Below are 20,944 nucleotides of genomic sequence, written 5' to 3'. Positions count from 1 at the left end.
GAAAGTATAGCGCGTCCGCTCAGACGACTTGGTCGCCGTCGTCGTCGTAGAGGCGGATGGCGTCGACCGGGCAGGTCCGGGCCGCGAACTCCGCGTCCAGTTCGGCGTCCTCGGGCACTTCCCGCACGAACAGGTCCGGGTCCGTCTCCTCGGCGTCGGCCAAGTCGGCCTTCCCGTCGGTGCGGTTCTCCTCGAACGCCGCCCACTCTTCGACACACTGGAACATCCCGATACAGGTGTCGCGGTCGTATTCGATGTGCATACTGGCCGTTGACGCGGCGGCGAGAAAGGTGTGGCGCTAGTTGGTCGTGGACTTCGATTCCTCGTCGCGCGACGGTGGCTCGACACCCTCGACGACTTCGGCCACCTCCGTCTCCTTCTCGGTGTCGACGTGCCAGCGGTCGACCGCGCTCTCGTAGTCCGCGAGATGCTCGCTCACCGCCTCCTTCAGTTCGTCGTCGTTGACGTTCACCTCGAAGATGAACTGGTCGCCGTCGCCGCCTCGGGTCGTCTTCTGGACGTTCGCGCTCACGAGTTCGTTGTCGAAGTAGTACGGCGCGAGTTGGGTCATCACCTTCCGATAGACGGTGCCCTCGACGGCGCGCAGCGCCTTCCGCCCCGCGGAGTCGGCGGCGCGGGCGACGTAGTTGAGCGAGTCCTGCCAGTTGGCGACTGCGCCCTCGTTGTCGCCGTCCTCGACGTGCTTGTACGACTCGGAGAGTTTCTCACCAGCCGTCCGGAGGTCCTCGTCCGGGTTCTTGCCGGCTTTCTCCCCCTCGCCCTCGCCGACACTTGCCTGTTCGGCAGTCTTCTCGCTGACGTCTTCGCTCAGGCGCTCGTGGGACTTGGGGCGCCACTCGTTCCACTCCTCGAACGCCTCACCTTCGGCCCCGGCCTCGCGAAGCGCGGCCGTGATTCGTTCGCCATGTTCGACGATTTCTGGCCACGTGCCCCGGTGTTTGAAGCCGGATACGCTCTCTTCCATCGCTTATCGACTGCTCACGGTGTTGATGTACAAAACAGTTCTGCGCTAGCGGTCGTAGGTCAGCCGAACGACGTACTCGTCCAGCCGACGCGTGAGTCGTCCGAGCCACGCCGCCGGCGAGACGGCTCGGAGCTGTCGTTCGTCGACCTCGATTCGGTCCTCGTCGTACGGGTCGGACGCCGCGTCGTCGTCGGTTGCCGCGGCCGCGCCGACGACCGAACTCATCGCGCAGCGACCGCAGGTTTCGGTATCCTTCCCACCCATCGTACCCTCCTGTACGGCCGCTGACCGATTAAACCTTGCCGTGTGCCCGTGACGACGCGTTTTTCCTCCTGCCTCTACAGTACCCGCGTATGGGTTACCACGTCGTCGACACCGACGAAGTCGAACCGGACCCCGACCGACCCTGCACCCGACGGTCGCTGTCCGACCTCGGCAATCTGACGCAGATGGCCATCAACCGCTACACCGCCGAACCGGGCGAGGAACTCCCGCTCGCCTACCACTACCACGATGAACAGGAGGAGGCCTTCTACGTCCTCTCCGGCACCCTCCACGTGAAGACGCCCGAGGGGACGCTAGAGGCCGGTCCCGACCACTTGCTCACCATCGAACCCGACAGCCCGCAGTTCGCGTACAACCCCGAGGACGCCGACGAACCTGTAGACGTCCTCGCCATCGGCGCACCGGCCGTCGAGGGTGAGGTCCACGCGTACGAGCCGTGAGCGACGATGCTTCCGGCGCGGGCGCCGAGACGGGGACCGACGCCGACCACCCCGAGGACGTCCCTCACTGGGACGACGAGTACGTCGACCGGGTCAGCGACCGGCTACTGTTCAACTACGACTTAGAGCGAGACTACACCGTCGACGCCGAGTCCTTCGACCTCTACGGACGGCTCGAAATCCACACGCAGAAGAAGTTCTTCCACCCGGCCATCACCTACGGCCACCACGCCTCCTTCGAACACCTGTTTCTCCGCCGCGTCGACGACGTGCGTGTCGAGTCGCTCGAAACCCTCACCGACCTCGCGACCGACCTCGCCGACCGTTGGATAGAGGCCGACGAGGAGCATTACGCCACCGAGTTCACCTTCGTCGTCGTCGCGCCCGAAATCCCCGACGACGCCCGCGACTTCGTCGCCGGCTTCTCCGACCGCACGATGCTCAAATACGGCTACAACGGCTACTACGAAACCCATCTCGCCGTCGTCGCACCCGAGCGAGAGGACGTCGTCACCAGCCAGCGCTCGGACGTGGACGACGCGCTCACCGTCTGGAAACCAATCGACGCCGACACGCCGGGGCCGCTCGAACGACTCAAGCGACGCCTCCTCGGCTGAACAGGCAGAAAAAATACGGCGGCGTGGTCAGTCGTCGTCGGGTTCGCCGCCGTCGGCGACTGCCGCGCCCGTTCCGCGCGCTTCGCGGATGTTGTTGATGCCCATGTAGGCCAGCGAGAGCGCCAGCCAAATCAACACGAGCGCGATGACGATTTGGACGCCGGCCGAGGCCATCTCTACCAGCGTCCCGCCGTTCGCCCAGTTATCGAGGACGAACTTCTGATACAGGTTCTGATACAGCGCGAGATACAGCAGGGCCAGCGTGGTGATGACCAGCATGAAGCCCATCGGCACACCCGTCGAGATGAGCTGTTTGCGGTCGTCCCAGTTGGCGAGCCAGACGGTGGAGACGAGGAGCGCGAGCGCCGCGAGCGTCTGGTTCGCGCCGCCGAACAGCGGCCAGAGGTCGGCCCACCGACCGGAGGCGACGAGGACGTACGCGGGCGCCACCTGCAGGAAGGCGTTGACATAGCGGTTGGCGGCGACTTCCTGCACCTGCGTCTCGGGCGTCCCCACGAGTTCTTCGACCATGTAGCGGCCGAGGCGAACCGCGGTGTCAGTGCTGGTGAGCAGGAAGCTCACGAGCACCAGTCCCATGAACGGCGCGGCGATGCTCTCGGGGATGCCGAAGCCGATGTTGAGGATGAGGCCGCCGCCCGAGGCGAAGTTGGGGAGTGCGAGCCCGATACCCCCGCTCGCTGGCGCCTCCGCGTACACCGCGACGGTGATGATGGCCACCGTCGCGAGAAGGCCCTCGCCGAGCATCCCGCCGTAGCCGATGGTGCGGGCGTCGGTTTCCTTATCGAGTTGCTTGGCCGTCGTCCCCGAGGAGACCAGCGAGTGGAAGCCGCTGATTGTCCCGCAGGCGATGGTGACGAAAAGCAGTGGGAACAGCGGGAGCGTCGTCTCGACGAGCGCCCCACCCCAGAAGCCGGCGTAGGCGGGCACGTCGATGACGAGTTGGGAGCCGCTGCCCGTCACCGTCCCGACGACGACGGCGAGGAGCGTTCCGCCGACGCCCGCGTACAGCAGGCTGGACGTCAGGAAGTCCCGGGGCTGGAGCAGCACCCAGACCGGGAGGATGCTGGCGATGAAGCCGTAGACGAGGATGACCGGAATCCACGTCGCGATGTTGACACTCTCCAGTACGGGCGGGAGCGGGCTTCCGGACAGCAGGACGATGGTGCCCGCCGGGTAGTCGCCCGGCACCATCGCGATGGGGTAGAGGGAGCCGACCCAGACGCCGGCGAAGACGGCGGCGATGAAGGCTATCGTCCCCGGCAGGAAGGGGAGGTCGAACTGATAGAGATAGACGCCGAAGACGAGCGCTAACGCGATGTAGACGAGCGACGCCGTCGCAGTCTGTGGATACGCGTTGAACACGACGGCGATGACTAGCGCGAACACCGCGACGACGAGGATGATGGTCAGGAACGCGAACCAGAGAATCATGTCCTTGCCGCGCTCGCCCACGTACTCGCCCATGATGTAGCCAATCGACTTCCCGTCGTGGCGCATGCTCGCCGTCAGCGACATGAAGTCGTGGACGGAGCCAAAGAGCGGGTTGCCGATGGCGACCCAGAGGAACGCCGGCACCCAGCCCCAGACAACCGTCGCGGTAATCGGCCCGACAATCGGCGCCCCTCCCGCGATGCTCGAATAGTGATGCCCCAACAGCACCGGCTTCTTGGACGGGACGTACTCCTGCCCGTCCTGATACTTGTGTGCTGGCGTCTCTCGCTCGTCGTCCAGGTCGACGAACTGCGACAGGTACCGGGAGTACCCGAGATACGCGACCGTGAACGTCACGAGCGTGAGAGCCACCACTGTAATGGCCTGTACCATGTGTGGTCCCACACTAAATCACGAAAAATGATTACTTAAGCGTTGGGCATCGATACGGTTTCCGTACCGCTTCCTGACCGGTTCAAGGCCTGTCACGTCCGTTCAGGTCGCGATGTCGAGTTCGCTTGCCACATCTTCGAGGAGCGACCCCTTCACCTCGCGGACCCGCGTCTCGATTTCGGCCACCACCGGCGGGTCGAACGTCTCGTGGAGTTCGTCGAGTCGCTCCCGCTCCGTCGCCACCCGGTCCCGGAGGAAGCGCGCGCCCCGTCCCTCCTCGTCGTCGTCGGGCGACGGCGTCAGTTTGTTCACCGCCAGCCCCGACACCGAGAGGCCGTGGTCGCCGAGGCTGTCGATGGCGCGGCGCGTCTCCCGAATCGACAGGTCGTCCGGGTTGACGACGAGGAAGAAAGTCGCCTCGTCCCGGAGCGTCTCCTTCGCGAACTCGAACGTCTCCTTGCGCTCCTGCAACCGGGCGATAATCGGGTCGCCCTCCATGATTCGTCGGGGCTCCTGATTGCCGATGGCGGCCCGTTCGAACAGTTCGACGCTCTGCTCGCGCTTGTGGAGGAGGCGCTCGACCCAGCCTTCGAGAAACGCCGGCAGGCTCAGCAGTCGGAGGGTACCGCCCGTCGGCGACGTGTCGAAGACGATTCGGTCGTACGGGTCGGCGTTTCGCATCACGTCGATGAAGCGGTCGAACAGCGCCGCCTCGTAGGCGCCGGGCGTCTGATGAGCCATCTCGATTTGGCGGTCGATTTCGTTGACCATCGCCGGACTCACCTGCTGACCCAGCGCGCGTTTCGTCTCCATCAGGTGGCGCTCTACCTCGTCGTCCGGGTCGATTTCCATGACCGACAGGTTGTCGACGCCCTCGACCGGTTGGGGGTCGTCGTCGAACGACTGGTCGAACACGTCGGCGGTGCTGTGGGCGGGGTCCGTCGAGACGACCAGCGTCTCAAGTCCCGCGCGAGCGCATTTCAGGCCGTAGGCGCTCGACATCGTCGTCTTGCCCACCCCACCCTTGCCACCGAAGAAGACGAAGCGGTCCATCAGAAGTGATACTGCTGGCCCTTTCGCTCCAGCAGCGAGCCGCGGTCCCACATGCGACGCTCCCACGCCTCGAACTCGTCTTCGAGATACGGGAGGAGTTCCGCCGTGTAGTACGACACCGGGCTGGGAATGCCGAAGGCGTCGGGGAAACACGCGAGCATGAAGGTGTCTTCCACGTCTTCGGCCTCCGCTTCGATTTTCTCGTAGGCCGGGTGCGTCACCATCCCGTGATACAGCCCTCGAAGCCACTCCTCGACGGCCGCCCGGGCGGTGGCGATTCGCTCCGCGAGGTCCATACGGCGTCTCCCCGCCACGCGGAGAAAAACGTGTCGTCGTCGCGCGCACGCTACGTCCACGGCGTTAAGGCCACCCACCGCTCATCTGGGGTATGCGCGACCCAATCCCCGTCACGATTCTGAGCGGGAGTCTCGGCGCCGGCAAGACGACGCTCCTCAATCGCTTGCTCGCCGACGCCGGCGACCGGGACGTCGCCGTCCTCGTCAACGACATGGGCGACATCAACGTCGACGCCGAACTGGTCAGCCAGAACACGGACCTCGCCGTCGAGGACGGCGTGACCGAACTCTCGAACGGCTGTATCTGCTGTGAACTACAGGACGACCTCGAAACCGCCGTCGTCCGCCTCGCTCGTGACCGCGACTTCGACCACCTCGTCGTCGAGGCGTCGGGCATCTCCGAACCCCGGCCCGTCGCTCGGCTGTTCACCACCGGGTCGCAGGCCGCTGCCCGATACGAGGTGGCGTCGGTCGTCGCCGTCGTCGACAGCCGCCAGTTCTACGACGCCTTCGGCGACGATGGCGTCGCGACGCGCCGGGGCGACAGCGACGCCCGCCCGCTCTCCGACCTCCTCGTCGAGGGCGTGGAGTTTGCGACCCACGTCGTCCTCAACAAGACCGACCTCGTGACGCCCGACGAACTCGACGCCGTCGAGGAGATGGTGCGGGCGCTCCGCCCCGACGCCGAAGTCGTCCGCACCGAACACAGCGACGTCGACCCCGACCTCGTGTTCGAGCGCCGCTACGACCCCGAGACGGCGGACGACGCGGGGTGGAAGCAGGCGTTGGAGGTGGGACACGACGAGGCAGACCACGACGGGGCGGACCACGACCACGCTCACCCCGAAACTGTCTACGGCGTCACCTCCGTCACCTACCGCCGGCGCCGACCCTTCCACCCACAGCGACTCTATCGGTTTCTCACCGACCTCCCCGCCTCCGTCGTGCGCTCGAAGGGGACCTGCTGGATAGCCACCGGCGACGACCTGTCGTACACGCTCGGACAGGCCGGTCCCTCGGTTCGGATGACGGCCGCCGGGCCGTGGATTGCCAGCCTCCCCGAGTTCGAACAGGACGCCTACCGGCGCAACCGGTCGAATCTCGACTGGGACGACGAGTGGGGCGACCGCCGGACGGAACTCGTGCTCATCGGTCGCGGGATGGACGAGGACGCACTGGTCGCGGCGCTCGACGACTGCCTCCTCACCGACGACGAGATGGCCGCGGCGTGGGACGACTTCGAGAACCCCTTCCCAGCCGACCCCGGCGACGACGTGGTCGTGACCGAACCGTCGCCCTAGGTCGCTTCCGCCGCGAGCGCGTCCAGCAGGCGATTCAGTTCACCTCGTCGCTTCCACGTCGCCAGCCGGTCCGTCAGCGCCGGGAGCGGCAGCCCGAGACTGACCGCCGAGCGCGCGGTCACGCGCGCCCCCTCGTCCTCGCTCTCGACGGACAGGTCGGTCGTCATGGCGTCGAACGGTCCCGCCGACCCCGCCTGCGTGTAGTGGAGGCCGTCGGGCCGCTCCTCGAAGCGGAGCGTGAGTTCGAGTCCCCGCGCACCGGCCGTGACGAGCGTGCCGTCGTCCGTCTCGCTCACCTCGCGAACGCTGAAGCTCCCCTCGCTCTCGACGACGGTAGTGGGGGTCAACACCCGCTTCACCGCCGTCGGCGTCGCCCGGACGAACCGTGACACCTCGACCTCTCGCATTGCGTTCCCTTCGAGAGAGGACACCAAAAGGAGCAGGGACATCGAGTCTCGGCGGATACTGTTCAGATTGGCATGAACTGGGGACACCTCGAAAGCCCCGACTCTCTGGAGTCGGGGGCCTCGCTGCGCGCGCTCGCTTCGCTCGCGTGCTTACGTCGGCCGCCTTCCTCCAGCAGCGAGGGAGCGAAGCTCTCTCGGGCAATCGGGCGGCGAAGCCGCCCGATGACGAGTCGCCCCTTTCAGTCCCACCCGCATCGGCTGGCCGGGCGGCCGTCGCAGGGCGGGACTGAAAGGGGGCTTTCGAGGTGGTCCCGATTTCACCTGCGTATCTGCACACTACCTCTCGGCGTATCCGAAGGTTCAGGGCCGTCCGCCGTCTCCCCTTCCCTATGCCGACGGTTCGTGCCGAGGTGGTCGGCGAGGAGACGCGCGAGGTCAGTCTCGCCGCCGCCGCCACCTACGGCGACCTGCTCGCCGCGCTCGATTTCAGCCCGCACGAGGCGACGGTCCTCGTCGACGACTCGCCCGTTCCCGAGGACCGCCTCATCGACCCGGACCGCGATTCGGTGCGCGTCCTCCGACTGGTGAAAGGCGGGGCCGGCGTCCCGGTGCGCCCGGCCACGCGCGACGACCATCTCGACGTGATGCGCGTTCTCGACGGTGCGATGCTCGAAATCGATAGCGAGACGGTCCGCGACCGCATCGCGGCCGGCGACGTCTCGGTGGCGACGCTCGGCGACCGAGTGGTGGGAGCGCTCGTTCTCGACGGCGACCGAGTGACCGCGGTGGCGACCCGGAAGCGACGCCGCGGGCAGGGCGTCGGCACCGCGCTGGTGTCGGCGGCGCTCGCCGACCGGGGCCGCCTCGTCGCCGAGTTCGACCCGCGTGTCCGCCCCTTCTACGAGTCGCTGGGGTTCGATATCGACTCGGTCGGGGGAAGCGACCGTCTCCGCGGCCAGTTAGCGGCGTCGCGAGACGGCGGCGCCGATTTCGTCCGCCCAGTAGAGGAGGGCGACGGTGAGGAGGTAGACGAGCGTCGAGAGGTCCCACGATAGCCCCGTCAGCGTCGACCCGAACAGGGTGGTGGCGCCGAGCAGGGGAAGCAGGATGGAGAACGTACAGCCGACACAGGAGACGAGGCCGAGGACGCCCGAGAGGACCGCTCGCGTCGCATCGAGCAGGCGGACGTAGACGAGGTAGGTCATGGCCACGTAGCCGATTGTTTTGAACGGGATGAGCGCCAGCCGAATCCGGGGCGTGCCGTAGACCACCGTCGGCCCCCAGCCGGGGACGTTCCAGTGGATGGAACTGACGGCGCCGCCCGGAATCGGGCCGGTCAGGCCGAGGAGGAGGACGCCGCCCGCCCACGAGAGCACGAGGAGGTACACGCCGGCGATGGCGGTGGCGATGGCGCGCTGTCGGCGGTCGACGCTCGGAACCTCGACCCGCCACATCGCCCACACGCCGATATTTATCCAGACGAAGGGGTAGACGACGTAGCGCGGTTCGGTGACGGTGACGCCCGTGACGGCGAGGTAGGCGGTGACGAGCGCAATCTCGCCGGCGAGGACGAGACACCACCAGCGGATGGCGGCACCCTCCGTGAGGACGACTTGCCGGACTCGCGACGTGACGGCGCCGCTCATGCCCGTCCCTCCCGCTCGCGCGACCCACTCATACCCGTTCTGTCCGTGCGGACGCCTATTGACGCTTCGGTCCCACTCAGAGATGCGGTTCGACGAGGGCGCGCCCGGCGGCGAGGAGTTCCTCGACGCGTTCCTGACTCCCCGCCTCCGCGTAGACGCGCATCTTCGGCTCGGTGCCGCTCGGGCGGACGAGGAGCCACGACCCGTCGGCCAGCAGGAGTTTGAAGCCATCGAGCGTGACCACGTCCTCGACGGCCTCGCCGGCGACCCGCTCGGGAATCGCCTCGCCGAGCGCCTCGATGACCGGTGACTTGCGCTCGTCCGGGCAGTCAACGCTCACCTTGTCGGCGACGATGTCGCCGTGGGTGGCGAGCAGGTCGTCGACGTGGCGGTCCAGCGACTCCGTCGCCGCCGCGTCGGCCGCGAGGACGGCCATCAACACGCCGTCTTTCTCGGGGACGTGCCCCCGAATCGAGAAGCCGCCGGACTCCTCGCCGCCGACGAGGGCGTCGTTCGCCAGCATCGCCTCCGCGACCCACTTGAAGCCGACCGCCGTCTCGACCACCTCCTCGCCGTGGGCGGCGGCCACCCGGTCGACGAGAAACGTCGTCGAGACGGTGCGCACCGCGGGCCCTGACTGCTCTTCGAGGAGCGAGTCGTAGATGGCGGCGAAAAACAGGTTCTCGTCGAGATACCCTCGTTTCGGCGTGACGACGGCGAGGCGGTCGGCGTCGCCGTCGTTCGCGATGCCGAGGTCGGCGTCGTGGGCCTCGACGGCGCTGACGAGGCCGCCGAGATGGTCGGGGCTCGGCTCCGGTGGCGTACCCCCGAACGTCGTGTCTCGCTCACAGCGCCGGCGGATCACCGTCGCCCCCGCGGCTTCGAGGAGTTCGTCGGTGACCCCGCGGCCGCTTCCGTGCATCGCGTCGTAGACGACGGTCAGGCCCGAGCAGTCCGGTTCGACCAATCGCTCGACCTGTTCGGCGTGGGGGGCGACGAAGTCGGCTCGCTCTATCGAGCCACGCGGCCCCTCGGCCCGGGGGTAGGCCAGTCGGTCCTCGATGGCGTCGGTCACCTCCGGGAGCGCCGGCGCGCCGTCGCCGGGGATGAACTTCACGCCGTTGTACTCCGGTGGGTTGTGGGAGGCGGTGACCATGAGCGCGCCCGCGAGGTCACGGTCGACGATGGCCCACGCGACCAGCGGCGTCGGGCAGTCGCGCTCGGGCAGGAGGACGTCAATCCCGTTGTCGGCGAGGACGTCCGCCAGCGACTCGGCAAAGCCCTCCGAGGTCGCTCGCGCGTCGTATCCGACCGCCACCGGGGCGTCGTGGCCGACGTCGGCGAGGTAGTCCGCGACCGCCTGTCCGACCATTCGCACCCGCTCATCGGTGAACGTGTCGAGGCGAGCGCGCCACCCGTCCGTGCCGAATGAGATGGCGTCCATGGCCTACCCTTCCGGGCCGGCGAGAAAAAGGTGGGCGTCAGCGGTCGGTGGGGGACTCGCCCTCACTTCGAATCACCCCCTCTTTCTCCCGTCGCGATAGCGACTTGAGTTCGTGTTCGCGGCTCATCGCTGCCGACCGCGTCTCGTACTCCTCGGCGTGACGCAGTTCGACCGGCGTTCGCCCGCGCGTGTACTTCGCGCCGTCGCCGGCGTCGTGTTCGGCCACGCGCCGCTCCACGTCCGTCGTGTACCCCGTGTAGTAGGTGCCGTCCGCACATTCGAGGATGTAGACGTAGTGCATTGTCGACGGATGTGGCTGCCCGCACGTAGGCGTTCCGAGAAGGGGGCTTCGCGTGGTGGTCGTCCGTCGCTGCAGTGCTAGGCGTTTGGGGTGCGACGTCTCGATACCTCCGCGATACCGGCGTTCGCCGAGCAGCTTGGACAGGCGAGGAGTCGCCCACTCGCGTCGGCGAACACCCGTTCGAAGCGCTCCGAGACGTGTGACCCACAGTGGTCGCAGCGTGCCATGGTTGTGCCGGCTACCACCGGTGCCGACAACCCTGTGTACGGACCACACACGTAAAGGGAAACGCGCGCGCACGAATGAATCAAACAAGCGTCCAGAAAAACCCGAGAAAGGTCGGCGTTGCAGTCGTTATTCCTCGCGAGCCCCGGCGATGGCGCGGGCTATCAACCCCGCCTGAGCGCCCGCGGTGAATCCCGCGTCGACGTTGACCACCGAGAGCACCGTACACGACTGGAGCATGCTGAGGAGGGCGGACTCGCCCTCACCGCCGTGGCCGTACCCCGTCGACACCGGGACGCCGATGACCGGCGTGTCGATGAGGCCGGCCACCACCGTCGGGAGCGCGCCCTCCCGACCCGCCGCGACGACGACGATATCGGCCGCTCGCAGGGTTTCGAGGTGGTCCAGAATCCGACCGAGGTGGGCGACTCCCACGTCCTCGATGCGTTCGACCGTGGCGCCGACGGCGCGGACGAGCATCGCCGCCTCGCCCGCCACCGCGGCGTCGGACGTGCCCCCGGTGACGACGGCGACGCGTGCGTCGATGTCCGGCGGGTCGAAGGACGGGCCGTGAACCGCGAGCGTTCGGGCCCGGTCGTCGCGTTCGACCGTCGCGTCGGCGGGCAGGGCCTCCCTGACCGCCGCGACGTGGTCGTCATCGGCGCGCGTAATCAGGGCACGCCCGGTCGTCTCCAGCGCCGCCAGCGCCATCGACGCCACTTCGTCGGGCGTCTTGCCCTCGGCGAGGACCGCCTCCGGAATCCCGCGACGCTGTTCGCGCGCGGCGTCGAACCGCCCCGCGTCGGTCGTCGCGTAGCCGGCGAGTCGGGCCTCCGCCTCCGCGGGCGAGAGGTCGCCACTCGCCACCGCATCGAGTATCTCGCGCATACCCGCTGTCCGCTCCTGAGACACTCGTAGGTGTCGATTTTCCGACCCAGTATTTATGTGCCTGGGGCGAAAGGCGCGAGAACGGCACCTGTGGCGGCACGCGCGGCTGATTTGGGAAATCTTATTAATAAGGGTGGACTTGTGTAGGTCGTATGGCAGACCTTATCGTCAAAGCCGCCGTCAAGGAAGCGCTCCAAGACAAGAACGTCGCTTCGGACTTCTACGATGCCCTCGACGAGGAAGTCGAGGAACTGCTCGCCGACGCCGCCCGTCGCGCCGAGCAGAACGACCGAAAGACGGTCCAGCCGCGCGACCTCTAAATTCGGTTCAGTTCTCTCCGTTTATTTCGACCCGCCAGCGACGGCGTTACGACCGGACGGTCACGCCGTCGGCCGTTCCCACGTGTACCTCGTCGGCCAGCCCCACGAACAGGCCGTGAGCGACGACGCCCGGAATCGTCGCGAGGTCCGTCGCCAGCGCATCCGGAGTCCCGATTGCGCCGAACGCGCAGTCGAGGACGAGATTGCCGTTGTCGGTCACGACCGGCCCGTCTTTCCCCTTGCCCGTCCGGAGCGTCGGCGTCCCGTCTAGGTCGCGAATTGCGCGCTGGACCGTCGCTCGCGCGTCGGGCAACACCTCGACCGGCACCGGGCGGTCCAGCGTCGCCGCCTCCTTCGAGGGGTCGGCGACGACGACGAACCGCTCCGCCGCGGCGTCGACTACCTTCTCTCGGGCGTGGGCGGCGCCACCCCCTTTGATGAGCGCCAACTCGTCGCTCACTTGGTCGGCGCCGTCGATGGCGATGTCGAGTCGCTCGACTCCGTCCAGCCCCACCAGCGGGATGCCCACCTCTCGCGCGAGGTCACGCGAGGCGTAGGAGGTGGCGACCCCGCGCACGTCGAGGCCGTCGTCGACCGCCCGTCCCAGCGCGCGGATGGCGTGGGCCGCCGTGCTCCCCGTTCCCAACCCGACCGTGTCGCCGTCGGTCACGAGTTCGGCGGCGTGCTCACCCGCGCGACGCTTCGCCGCGTCCGGTCCGCCGGGTGTCTTCATACGTCTCGCTCCACCGGCGGCGACAAAAGCGGCCCGGTCCGAGCGGGACATATACATCCGTTGCGCCCGTCGCGGGGCGCATGGTCCCCCTGTTCGTCCGCTGGCTCCACGTACTGGCGATGGCCGTCGCCCTCGGCGGCGGTGCCCTCGCGTGGGGCGTGAGTCGCACCGCCGACGCCGAGGCGACACTCGCCGTCGCGACGACGTACGAACTCGCCTTCTGGGGCGCGCTCGGCACGCTCGTCCTGACCGGCGTCGGCAACCTCGGCGCCCTCGCTCCCGCTATTCCTCGCGGCCAGTGGGGCGGTGCCTTCCTCGTCAAACTCCTGTTGGTGGTCGCGCTCGCCCTCGGCTCCGTCGTCAGAAGCGCGGCCGTCCGGGCCGCGAGCGACGCCGAAACGCCCGCGACGGCGACGCTCGAACGCGGCTACGCCGCCACGACGCTCGCGCTCACGATGCTCGTCGCTCTCGGGGCGGTGATGGCCCATGGCTGACGACTCGCTGCTCGCGTGGGTGCTCGCCGCGTTCCACACCGCGACGCTGCTCGTTCCCGGTCTCGCCCTGCTCTACGCGGTCGGTGCGCTGGGGTCGCTCCTGCAGGGCGTCCACACCGCCACGGGCTTCGTCCTCTATCTCTCGCTCTGGGGGCTCGGCTGGTGGACGACCAAACGCTGGCTGGCGGCGACGCCGCTCGCCGTCGAGCGCGAGACGCTCACCGCGGCGGCGACGTGGGGCGCCGTCACCGGCGTCGGCTTCCTGTTCGTCATCTTGGCCGTCGTCGCCGTCACGCTCCGAGAACTCCTCTTCGTGGCGGTGCTCGCGCTCGTCGGCACGCCCGTCGCGGCGCTCGTCGGCGCCGTCCTCGGCGTCGCCTTTGCCCTCCTCGATACGCTCCTCGTCGGTCTCGGGACGCGTCTCGGCACGGCCTAGACGCTCGTGAACGCGAACAGCCGGCCGTCCGAGGTGATGGCGTAGAGATAGCCGTTGGCGGCCATCACGTCCACGAGCGGGTCGTAAATCTCCTGTGTCCACCGGACCCCGCCCGAGGAGGCGTCGACGGCCGCGAGTAGGATGCGCGGGCTCGTCGGGTCGCTCCGCCCGACGGCGAAGAGGGTGTCGCCGACGAAGATGACGTCGCCGCGGACGCCGAAGGGAAGCGACCAGCGCTCCTCGCCGGTGGCCACGTCGATGCCGCGGAGCGTCCGGCGAGTGCCGTAGACGGCGACCCCGTTCGAGACGGCGAGCGTCGCCGGCCGGACCGACGTCTCCGTGGTCACGCTCCAGCGCCGTTCGCCCGCCGACGGGTCGATACCCGCGACGCCCGCACCGGTCGTGAGCGCGACGACGTCGTCCGTGACGGCGATGCGCCCCGCCGGGCCGTCGAGCGAGATGTCCCACCGGACGCCCCCGATTTCGGGGTCGACCGCGTACAGGTGCCCGACTTCCGTCGTCGGCTCGCTGTCCGGATAGCCCGTCCCGATGTACGCCACGCCGTCGCCGACGGCGGCCGCGCGAATCTTTCGGTCCCGACGCTCGGTCTGACGCACGTCGTTGGGGGCGAACGACCAGCAGAACTCGCCGCTGCGCGCGTCGACGACGCGGTACGCGTCTTCGCTCGGCATCACCAGACTCGTGCCGGCGGTCCCCAGTTCCCCGACGAACCGACCGGGGAGTTCGTAGTCTCCGCGGAGCGTCCCGTCCGAGCGGTCGATAGCGAGGACGCGCGCGTTCTGCGCCGGGCCGAAGGGGACGTACACGACGCCCGCCGCCGCGACTGGCGGGCCGATTGGCATGGCGTCGACGCGGTGACGCCACTGAATCTCGCCGTTGCGCCGCGGGTCGTGACACAGCACCGCCGCGACCGGCACGCTCGGGTCCGAGTCGGGGTCGGCCGCGACCAGATAGACGAACCGGTCGTCGGCGACGGGGAAGGTTACCTGCGCCTCCAGCGCCGACATGGTCCAGCGCTCGTTGAGCGGGAACCCCGTCGGGCCGTTGGCCGCGGGCGCGGCGTTCGTCCCCGCGGGGTCGCGATGGGGCATCGGCCACGTCCCCTCGGCGACTGGCTCCGCACTCAGCGCGCAGTCGCCCGTCCCCCGCCGGAAGGCGTCGTCGGCCCCCTCGGTCGCCGACTCGTCGACCGGGGTCGCCGTTCCTGCGGCCGGCGTCGTCGCCGCCGACCGTCTCGGTGTCGCGGTCGAGCGCGACGTGGCCGTTGCCCCCGCCGCCTCGGTCTCACGCCCGCCACAGCCGGCGGTCACGCCGCCCGCCAGAACGGCTAACCATCTGCGACGTGTGAACACGTCTCGTGCCATCGTCCATACGCACGCAGGTTTCCGTGGCTAAATGTGTTCCGCCGGACACGAACCGGCGTTACAATCGGTCGAGAACGGCGTCGGCATCGTAGGAAAGCGTCAGCGACCGCGACCGGCCGCGACCCTCGACGTCGGCGTAGTCCGCCTCGATGACGCCCAACTGGTCGAGTTTGTTGACGATTTCCGAGTAGCGCGTGTAGCCGAGGTCCGTCGCCTCGTGAAACGCCTCGTACACCGTCCCGGCCTGTTGGCCGTCGTGTTCGGCGATGGTTTCGACGAGCGCCCGCTCCGACTCGGTGAGTTCGCGCAGACACCGCGAGAGGTGGACGTACTTCGATTTGTCGTACGCCGCCTCCACGTCCTCGATGTTTATGGTCCGGCTGGCGCGCATCTCGGCGTTCAGCCCCGCGCGCCGCAACAGGTCGATGCCGACCCGCAGGTCGCCGCTCTCGGCGGTGAGTTCCGCCACTCGGTCGAGTTCCTGCGTCCCGATGACGCCGTCGTGGAACCCTCGCTCGATTCGCTCGCCGAGGATGTCGACGATTTCGTCGGCGTCGTACACCGGGAAATACACCTCCTCGGGCCGGAAGACGCTCTGGACGCGCCCGTCGAGTTCGTCCATGATGTCGAGGCCGAGGTCCGAGGAGACGACGATGACGCCGATGCGGACGCCCTCGGACCCCTCGTGAGCGCGCAACAGCGAGTAGAGGGTGTCAGACGCCTCGTTCTCGTAAAAGAGATAGTTCACGTCGTCGAGCGCGACCACCAGCACCTCCTCGTCGTCGACGAGGCGGTCCGTAATCTGCCCGAACAGCTTCTTGAACGAGATGCCCGAGGAGGGGGGTTCGTAGTCGAAGACGTTCTCGAACACGCGGGAGAAGACGGCGTAGCGCGTCGAATCGAGTTGGCAGTTCACCCGGACCGTTCGCACGCCGGGCTGGCCGGAGAGTTCGCCGAACAGCTTCAACACCGCCGTCGTCTTGCCCGTCCCCGGCGGCCCCCGAACCATCGTGTTGAGCGGGCGGGAGCCCCGGACCGCCGGGCGGAGCGCGTACTTCAGGCTCTCCAGTTGCGTCTCCCGGTGGTCGAAGGTTTCCGGAACGTAGTCGATTTCGAAGACGTGTTCGTCCCGGAAGACGGACTCGTCCCACGACAGCATCCCCTCCTCGGGGTCATCTGTCATCACTTTCACCTCGCTCGTGTGACTACTTAATGGTTGTCGCGCGCCAAAAAACCGGACCGAGGGCCGCTGGTTTCGGCGACTACTCCTCGGTGTCGGCGCCGGCCGCGTTGCGCTTGATGCTCTCGATGGCGTCGTGGGCAGCGCTCCGGGAACTGTAGCCTTCGCCGCTGTCGCCAAGGATGTTCCCGTTGCGGTGGCGGAGTCGCCACCGCCACTCACCCGCGTTGTCCTCGTACACCTCGAAGGCCGCATAGCCTACGTCGAGAACGTCCGCGTCGGGGGCGTACTCTTTGATTCGGTGGGTCGCTTCTCGCGCGCCGCTTTTGGACGCGTAGCCTTCACCGCTGTCCGCGATTATTTCACCGTTCGACGAGACGAGCCGCCACCGCCACTCGCCCGCGTTGTCTTCGAAAATTTCGAATGTTTGACTCATGTGTCGTGTCACTCGATTGCTATCGATTTATAGTTACTGGCGTCACTCCTCCGCTTCGACTGTGGCGTCGGCGACGCCCTCTCGGATGCTGTCGACCGCTCTGCGGGCGTCGCGTCGCCGGGTGTAGCCCTCGCCGCTGTCGGCGAGGATGTTGCCGTTTTTGTGGACGAGCCGCCAGCGCCACTCGCCGGCGCCGTCGCGGTAAATCTCGAACGACGTGGGGTCGAACTGGAGATACGTCGCCGGGCCGACGTTGTGCTTGACGCTCTCGATGGCGCGTTCGACGTCGCGTCGCCGGGTGTAGCCCTCGCCGCTGTCGGCGAGGACGTTGCCGTTCTCGTGGACGAGTCGCCACCGCCACTCCTCCGCGTTGTCCTCGTACACCTCGAACGTCGCCGCCGACGAATCCGCGAGGTCCGCGAGCATCGGTACGGACTCCTCGTCGTCAGGAAGCGTCGCCACCTCAATCACCGCGGCACCGAGCGTGTTGGCTCGGACACTCTGCATCCCCTTCCGAGCGTTGTGTTTGCGAGTGTAGCCCTGTCCGCTCGACGCGATGATATTGCCGTTGCGGTGGCGGAGTCGCCAGCGCCACTTCTCGTTCGCATCCTCGTATATTTCGAACTGTGCCTGACTCTTTCGGAGCGACGCAAGTTCGGCTTCGAGGCGGTCGACGTCCGCGGCCGCCGTCTCGGCTTCGAGTTCGCCGCGTTCGCGTTCCTCGGCGAGTTCGGATTCGAGACGCTCCCGAGCAGCCTGTTCCTCGACGAGTTCCTTTTCAACTTGCTCTCGCTCCGCCCGCTCGCTGTCACGAGCAGCCGCCGCCTCGGCCGTCGCCTCGTCGGTGGCTGCCGTCGCCTCGGTGAGCAACGGAATGAGAACTCCCCCGATGCCGATTATCGCCATCCCGATAGCGTACAGTCCGATGACACCGGTGTTGCCGGTTTGGACGCTCCATCCCGATGGGAAGACAAGGAGGAACCACACGACTGCGAGTAGGCACGCGACGAGCCCCAGATACGTCGTGTAGCTGGCTACCTGACGTAGCGGGAGCCGAATCACGGGTCCAGCGACCAGCAGTGCCAGTCCGACGCCACCGAGGGCGATGCTCGCCTCGCGAAGCGACGATGCAGGCCCGCTTGGCAGGAACAGGAGGATGCCAATCACCCCCGCAATCAGTCCGACCACGAACAGCCAGTAGCCACGAACTTCGTCCGACGTCCGAGGCCGGCCGATATGACGGGCGTACAGCCCCGTGTCACTTTCTGGCATACGGCAGTCGTTTCACTCCGTTTTCATATAAGTATTCTTGCTAGTCTTACGCTACGTCGATATCCGAATCGCCAGCGCCACCTTTGACCCGCTGTACCGCGTCGCGAGCGGCGCTCCGACTGCCGTAGCCCTCGCCGCTGTCGGCGCCGATTTCGCCGTTCGAGTAGCGAAGCCGCCAGCGCCACTCCCCGGCGTCGTCCTCGTACACTTCGAACGCCGGCCCGTCGATATCGAGGACGTCCGCCTCGGGGGCGTCTCCCTGCACCCGTTCGGCCGCCTCGCGCGCGCCTTGCCGCGTGGCGTAGCCCTCGCCGCTGTCCGCGACTATCTCCCCGTTTCGCGCCACGAGTCGCCAGCGCCACTCGCCGGCGGCGTCTTCGTACACTTCGAACGTCGACATAGCCGGCCGGTGGGACGCTGTACCCGTATAGGTGGGGGCTAGAACTTCTCCAGCAGGCGCCCGTAGAACGCGTCGTCGTCCTCCGTCGCCAGCTTTTCCACGATGAGTTCGGGCGTCGACCGGGCGAGGTGGTCCGTCACGGGCGAGCGGTTCACCTGCAGTTCGCCGTCGACGAGGCCAACGGCCTCGATGCCATCGACGGCGATGTCGACGCTCGCGGCGTCGCGAATCTCGCCCGCGAGATGGGAGACGAAGACAGCGGTCACCGACTGCCCGTCGAGGGATTCGAGGATGCCGGCGATGATTTTCGCGCTCGCGCCCGGTTCCGTGATGCTCTCCAGTTCGTCGACGAGGACGAGTCGCGAGTCGGTGCCCTCGGCCAGCGCCGCGAAATCGCGGAGCGTCGCCTCGAACGCGCCGGCGTCGAGCGTCCCCTGACTCTTGGCGTAGTAGTGGAGTTCGTCGACGCGTTCGACCCGCGCCGAGTCGGCGGGCACCGGCAACCCCATGTGGGCGAGAATCGCCACCAGCGCCACCAAATCGAGTGTCGACGTCTTGCCGCCGCTGTTGACGCCGGAGAGCAGCGTCACCCCGGAGACGGCGTAGTCGACCGGTTCGACGTCCTCGAAGGCCACGTCGAGGAGGGGCGAGCGCCCGCCTTCGATGGCGACGCCCTCGACCCCGTCGCCGATTTCGGGGAGCGTGCAGTCGAAGTCGGCGGCGAAGCGCGCGAGTGCGAGTTCCACGTCGCGTTCGAGCGCCGCCCGGACGAGGTCCTCGACCGGGTCGCGGAGCGCGCCGAGGTCGTCGGCGAGGTCGGCCTTCAGCCCCGCCGCCCGGCGGTCCCGCGCCGCCTTCAGTTCCGTCCGCAGACGTGAGACGGCCTCCTCGTTTCGCTCCAGCGGGAAGGTCGGGTCGTCGTCGAAGACGCGCTCCGCGAGGTCCGCCTCGTCCGACAGCGAGAGGCTCTCGACGAGGTGGCCACGCGCCTTCTCCAGCGCCGCATCGAAGTCGTCGGCGAGTTCCCGCGAGAGCAGGGCGTCGACCCGCGCCCCCTGCTCGACCAGCGAGAGGAAGTCCGTCCCCTCGATTGTCACGTCGCGCTCGCGGATGACCTCGCGGAGGTGGTCGTTGGCGACGGATTCCGCCGTGCTCACCGCGGCGTCGAGGTCGTCCACCGCCGTCGTGAGCCGGTCGAGTTCGTCGTCGCCGACGGGCGTGGCGTCGTCGTCGAGGCGGTCGAGCGCGTCCCGGAGCGCGTCGAGGTCACAGGGTGGCTCCATCCCCGCCGTCTCGTGGACCCGCGCCGCCGCGAGCAGGCGCTCGCGGTTCGCGGCGAAAAACGAGAGGAGTCGTTCGGGCACGATTTCCGCCGGGTGGTCGAAGGCGTCGGGGCGGACCCGCACGTCGCCCTCGATGTCGACACCCGCGAACGACTCGTCGAGTGCGATAACCGTCGAATACGACCGCGCGAGTTCAGCGAGCCCCCGCGCGTCGTCGATTACCTCGACCGACAGTTCCGGAAAGGCGTCCTCCGCCTCGGCGTACGTCTCGGCGTCGGTCGTGGCGAGACACCGCTCGCGAACCCGCGTCGCCGGCGGGGTGTCGAGCGGTTCGACCGCCGACAGCGCGTCTAGCGTCGCATCCGCTATCTCGCGGCTCGTCGCGCGCTCGACCAACTCACGAACTTCGGCGATGCGGGACGAGGCGCCGGTGGGAACGAGCGTCTCCAGCCGCCGCGCGGCGTAGTCGGTCACGGTCCGCTCCCGGAGGAGCGAGAGGACGCTCTCGAAGACGTCACGCGCCCGGTCGGTCGCGAGAAACTCCCCTTCGGCGCCGTGTTCGTGGCGGATGGCGGCGCGGGCGATGGTCGTCGCCCGGCCAGCCGAGACGCCCGGTGCCTTCGCGAGCGCCGCGACGTCGCCCTCCCGAAGCGCTCGTTCGGCGTCGTCGAGGTCGTCGAGCGCCGCCGCCGTCTTCTCGCCGACGCCCGAGATGGCCGTAAACTCCATTCGGGCCACTGTCTCTCCCCATCCGGCAAAACGTTGCGGGTCGACAAGGCTTATTTCCGCGTGTCGGCCTAGTTTGGGCCGAGCGGTTTGGGGGCAACTATGGACGAGCGACGCGTCAGCGACGGGCTGGAGCGGGCGATGCGGGCACTCGAACTCGGCACGGCGGGGTTGCTCGTCGTACTCTTTGCCGTCGGCGCCGTCGACTTCGGCCTCCAGATTCTCGAACTGGGCACCTCCGGTCGCATCACCGACCCCCGGGCGGTGGTCGGCCTCATCGACACCGCTCTCCTCCTGTTCATCATCGTCGAGGTGTTCCTGACCGTCATCGCCTACAGCCGCGACGAGTCGGTGGTCCGAATCGTCCTCGGCGCCGGCCTCATTGCCATCGCGCGGAAGATAATCACCTTCCGAACCGGGGCGTACGCCTCGACGGAGACGGCGCTGTTCGCCGCGGCGTCGTACGGCGGTCTCCTCGCGGTGTTGGGGGCGGTGTTCTACGGCATCAGCCACCACGCCGGCGAGGCTCCTGAGGACCTCGTCTGA

Annotated in this window: 24 protein-coding genes and 2 pseudogenes; 8 read left to right on the top strand and 18 right to left on the bottom strand. The window is 67.9% G+C overall.

Translation table 11 applies throughout. The features are described from left to right. Window positions 1-19: 19 nt before the first annotated feature. From ACQUSQ_RS07770 to ACQUSQ_RS07760, 3 genes are read right to left on the bottom strand one after another with little or no spacing between them, the layout of a single operon-like run. Window positions 20-262 carry a ferredoxin gene (locus tag ACQUSQ_RS07770; RefSeq protein WP_435068012.1) on the bottom strand — a complete coding sequence of 81 codons (243 nt, stop codon included), beginning with the start codon at window positions 260-262 and terminating at the stop codon, window positions 20-22. A gap of 36 nt (window positions 263-298) precedes the next feature. Then, the gene (locus ACQUSQ_RS07765; RefSeq protein ID WP_435068010.1) at window positions 299-985 is read right to left on the bottom strand and encodes a DUF5828 family protein; all 687 of its coding nucleotides are present in this window, start codon (window positions 983-985) and stop codon (window positions 299-301) included. Between the two features lie 45 nt (window positions 986-1,030). Then, on the bottom strand, window positions 1,031-1,249 hold the full coding sequence (locus ACQUSQ_RS07760) for a hypothetical protein (protein WP_435068009.1): 219 nt from the start codon (window positions 1,247-1,249) through the stop codon (window positions 1,031-1,033). 89 nt (window positions 1,250-1,338) lie between these two features. Between ACQUSQ_RS07760 and ACQUSQ_RS07755 the strand changes: the two genes are divergently transcribed. Beyond that, on the top strand, window positions 1,339-1,710 hold the full coding sequence (locus ACQUSQ_RS07755) for a cupin domain-containing protein (RefSeq protein ID WP_435068007.1): 372 nt from the start codon (window positions 1,339-1,341) through the stop codon (window positions 1,708-1,710). Then, a complete protein-coding gene (locus ACQUSQ_RS07750) occupies window positions 1,707-2,327 on the top strand; it encodes a hypothetical protein (RefSeq protein ID WP_435068005.1) in 621 nt (206 codons plus the stop codon). The genes ACQUSQ_RS07755 and ACQUSQ_RS07750 overlap by 4 nt, the downstream gene beginning before the upstream one ends. A 27-nt stretch (window positions 2,328-2,354) precedes the next feature. On the opposite strand, the gene ACQUSQ_RS07745 is transcribed toward ACQUSQ_RS07750, so the two are convergent. The 3 genes from ACQUSQ_RS07745 to ACQUSQ_RS07735 all read right to left on the bottom strand — a co-directional run bounded on the left by ACQUSQ_RS07745 (window position 2,355) and on the right by ACQUSQ_RS07735 (window position 5,521). Further along, a complete protein-coding gene (locus ACQUSQ_RS07745) occupies window positions 2,355-4,172 on the bottom strand; it encodes a carbon starvation CstA family protein (RefSeq protein ID WP_435068003.1) in 1,818 nt (605 codons plus the stop codon). A 102-nt stretch (window positions 4,173-4,274) separates the two neighbouring features. After that, window positions 4,275-5,225 (bottom strand): ArsA family ATPase, encoded by a 951-nt coding sequence (locus ACQUSQ_RS07740; protein ID WP_435068001.1) that lies wholly within the window; start codon window positions 5,223-5,225, stop codon window positions 4,275-4,277. Continuing rightward, window positions 5,225-5,521: a hypothetical protein gene (locus ACQUSQ_RS07735; RefSeq protein WP_435067999.1), complete on the bottom strand. Its 297-nt coding sequence runs from the start codon at window positions 5,519-5,521 to the stop codon at window positions 5,225-5,227. Before ACQUSQ_RS07735 ends, ACQUSQ_RS07740 begins: the two co-directional genes overlap by 1 nt. A gap of 92 nt (window positions 5,522-5,613) precedes the next feature. Between ACQUSQ_RS07735 and ACQUSQ_RS07730 the strand changes: the two genes are divergently transcribed. Beyond that, on the top strand, window positions 5,614-6,822 hold the full coding sequence (locus ACQUSQ_RS07730) for a CobW family GTP-binding protein (RefSeq protein ID WP_435067998.1): 1,209 nt from the start codon (window positions 5,614-5,616) through the stop codon (window positions 6,820-6,822). Here the strand turns inward: ACQUSQ_RS07730 and ACQUSQ_RS07725 are convergent. Beyond that, entirely contained in the window at window positions 6,819-7,229 is a 411-nt protein-coding gene (locus ACQUSQ_RS07725) for an SRPBCC family protein (RefSeq protein WP_435068232.1), read from the bottom strand. The two genes, ACQUSQ_RS07730 and ACQUSQ_RS07725, sit on opposite strands and share 4 nt — an antisense overlap. 389 nt (window positions 7,230-7,618) lie before the next feature. Here ACQUSQ_RS07725 and samp2 point away from each other — a divergent pair, with 389 nt between their 5' ends. Next, complete coding sequence (samp2, locus tag ACQUSQ_RS07720; protein ID WP_435067996.1) at window positions 7,619-8,284, top strand: ubiquitin-like small modifier protein SAMP2; 666 nt, start codon at window positions 7,619-7,621, stop codon at window positions 8,282-8,284. On the opposite strand, the gene ACQUSQ_RS07715 is transcribed toward samp2, so the two are convergent. The 5 genes from ACQUSQ_RS07715 to larB form a co-directional block, all read right to left on the bottom strand. Continuing rightward, the gene (locus ACQUSQ_RS07715; protein WP_435067995.1) at window positions 8,189-8,875 is read right to left on the bottom strand and encodes a DUF7546 family protein; all 687 of its coding nucleotides are present in this window, start codon (window positions 8,873-8,875) and stop codon (window positions 8,189-8,191) included. The genes samp2 and ACQUSQ_RS07715 overlap by 96 nt on opposite strands. A 76-nt stretch (window positions 8,876-8,951) precedes the next feature. Continuing rightward, window positions 8,952-10,319, bottom strand: a complete 1,368-nt coding sequence (locus ACQUSQ_RS07710; RefSeq protein WP_435067993.1) for a phosphoglucomutase/phosphomannomutase family protein — start codon at window positions 10,317-10,319, stop codon at window positions 8,952-8,954. Between the two features lie 37 nt (window positions 10,320-10,356). Next, complete coding sequence (locus tag ACQUSQ_RS07705; RefSeq protein ID WP_435067991.1) at window positions 10,357-10,620, bottom strand: GIY-YIG nuclease family protein; 264 nt, start codon at window positions 10,618-10,620, stop codon at window positions 10,357-10,359. Between the two features lie 77 nt (window positions 10,621-10,697). Then, complete coding sequence (locus ACQUSQ_RS07700) at window positions 10,698-10,847, bottom strand: DUF7563 family protein (protein ID WP_435067989.1); 150 nt, start codon at window positions 10,845-10,847, stop codon at window positions 10,698-10,700. A 127-nt stretch (window positions 10,848-10,974) separates the two neighbouring features. Then, entirely contained in the window at window positions 10,975-11,733 is a 759-nt protein-coding gene (larB, locus tag ACQUSQ_RS07695; RefSeq protein ID WP_435067988.1) for a nickel pincer cofactor biosynthesis protein LarB, read from the bottom strand. Window positions 11,734-11,885: 152 nt separating this feature from the next. Here larB and ACQUSQ_RS07690 point away from each other — a divergent pair, with 152 nt between their 5' ends. After that, on the top strand, window positions 11,886-12,053 hold the full coding sequence (locus tag ACQUSQ_RS07690) for a DUF1931 family protein (protein WP_049937578.1): 168 nt from the start codon (window positions 11,886-11,888) through the stop codon (window positions 12,051-12,053). Between the two features lie 46 nt (window positions 12,054-12,099). On the opposite strand, the gene rpiA is transcribed toward ACQUSQ_RS07690, so the two are convergent. Then, window positions 12,100-12,786 (bottom strand): ribose-5-phosphate isomerase RpiA, encoded by a 687-nt coding sequence (rpiA, locus tag ACQUSQ_RS07685; protein WP_435067985.1) that lies wholly within the window; start codon window positions 12,784-12,786, stop codon window positions 12,100-12,102. A gap of 80 nt (window positions 12,787-12,866) precedes the next feature. Here rpiA and ACQUSQ_RS07680 point away from each other — a divergent pair, with 80 nt between their 5' ends. Next, window positions 12,867-13,280, top strand: a complete 414-nt coding sequence (locus ACQUSQ_RS07680) for a CopD family protein (RefSeq protein ID WP_435067984.1) — start codon at window positions 12,867-12,869, stop codon at window positions 13,278-13,280. After that, window positions 13,273-13,716, top strand: coding sequence for a hypothetical protein (locus ACQUSQ_RS07675; RefSeq protein ID WP_435067983.1), 444 nt, complete (start codon window positions 13,273-13,275; stop codon window positions 13,714-13,716). The genes ACQUSQ_RS07680 and ACQUSQ_RS07675 overlap by 8 nt, the downstream gene beginning before the upstream one ends. Here the strand turns inward: ACQUSQ_RS07675 and ACQUSQ_RS07670 are convergent. The 5 genes and pseudogenes from ACQUSQ_RS07670 to ACQUSQ_RS07650 all read right to left on the bottom strand — a co-directional run bounded on the left by ACQUSQ_RS07670 (window position 13,713) and on the right by ACQUSQ_RS07650 (window position 20,401). Continuing rightward, entirely contained in the window at window positions 13,713-15,101 is a 1,389-nt protein-coding gene (locus ACQUSQ_RS07670) for a PQQ-binding-like beta-propeller repeat protein (protein WP_435067981.1), read from the bottom strand. The genes ACQUSQ_RS07675 and ACQUSQ_RS07670 overlap by 4 nt on opposite strands. Window positions 15,102-15,159: 58 nt before the next feature. Next, on the bottom strand, window positions 15,160-16,284 hold the full coding sequence (locus tag ACQUSQ_RS07665; RefSeq protein WP_435067980.1) for an ORC1-type DNA replication protein: 1,125 nt from the start codon (window positions 16,282-16,284) through the stop codon (window positions 15,160-15,162). A 79-nt stretch (window positions 16,285-16,363) separates the two neighbouring features. Continuing rightward, a pseudogene (locus ACQUSQ_RS07660) lies at window positions 16,364-17,989 on the bottom strand (DUF1508 domain-containing protein). 46 nt (window positions 17,990-18,035) lie between these two features. Further along, window positions 18,036-18,380, bottom strand: a pseudogene (locus ACQUSQ_RS07655) (YegP family protein); the annotation flags it as partial. 47 nt (window positions 18,381-18,427) lie between these two features. Continuing rightward, entirely contained in the window at window positions 18,428-20,401 is a 1,974-nt protein-coding gene (locus ACQUSQ_RS07650) for a MutS-related protein (RefSeq protein WP_435067978.1), read from the bottom strand. A gap of 99 nt (window positions 20,402-20,500) precedes the next feature. Here ACQUSQ_RS07650 and ACQUSQ_RS07645 point away from each other — a divergent pair, with 99 nt between their 5' ends. Continuing rightward, window positions 20,501-20,944, top strand: a complete 444-nt coding sequence (locus tag ACQUSQ_RS07645) for a phosphate-starvation-inducible PsiE family protein (protein WP_435067976.1) — start codon at window positions 20,501-20,503, stop codon at window positions 20,942-20,944.

Source organism: Haloplanus sp. C73 (assembly GCF_051195115.1).
Classification (GTDB): domain Archaea; phylum Halobacteriota; class Halobacteria; order Halobacteriales; family Haloferacaceae; genus Haloplanus.
Note: the sequence above shows the minus strand (reverse complement) of the source record. Positions and strands in the feature narration are given on the sequence as shown.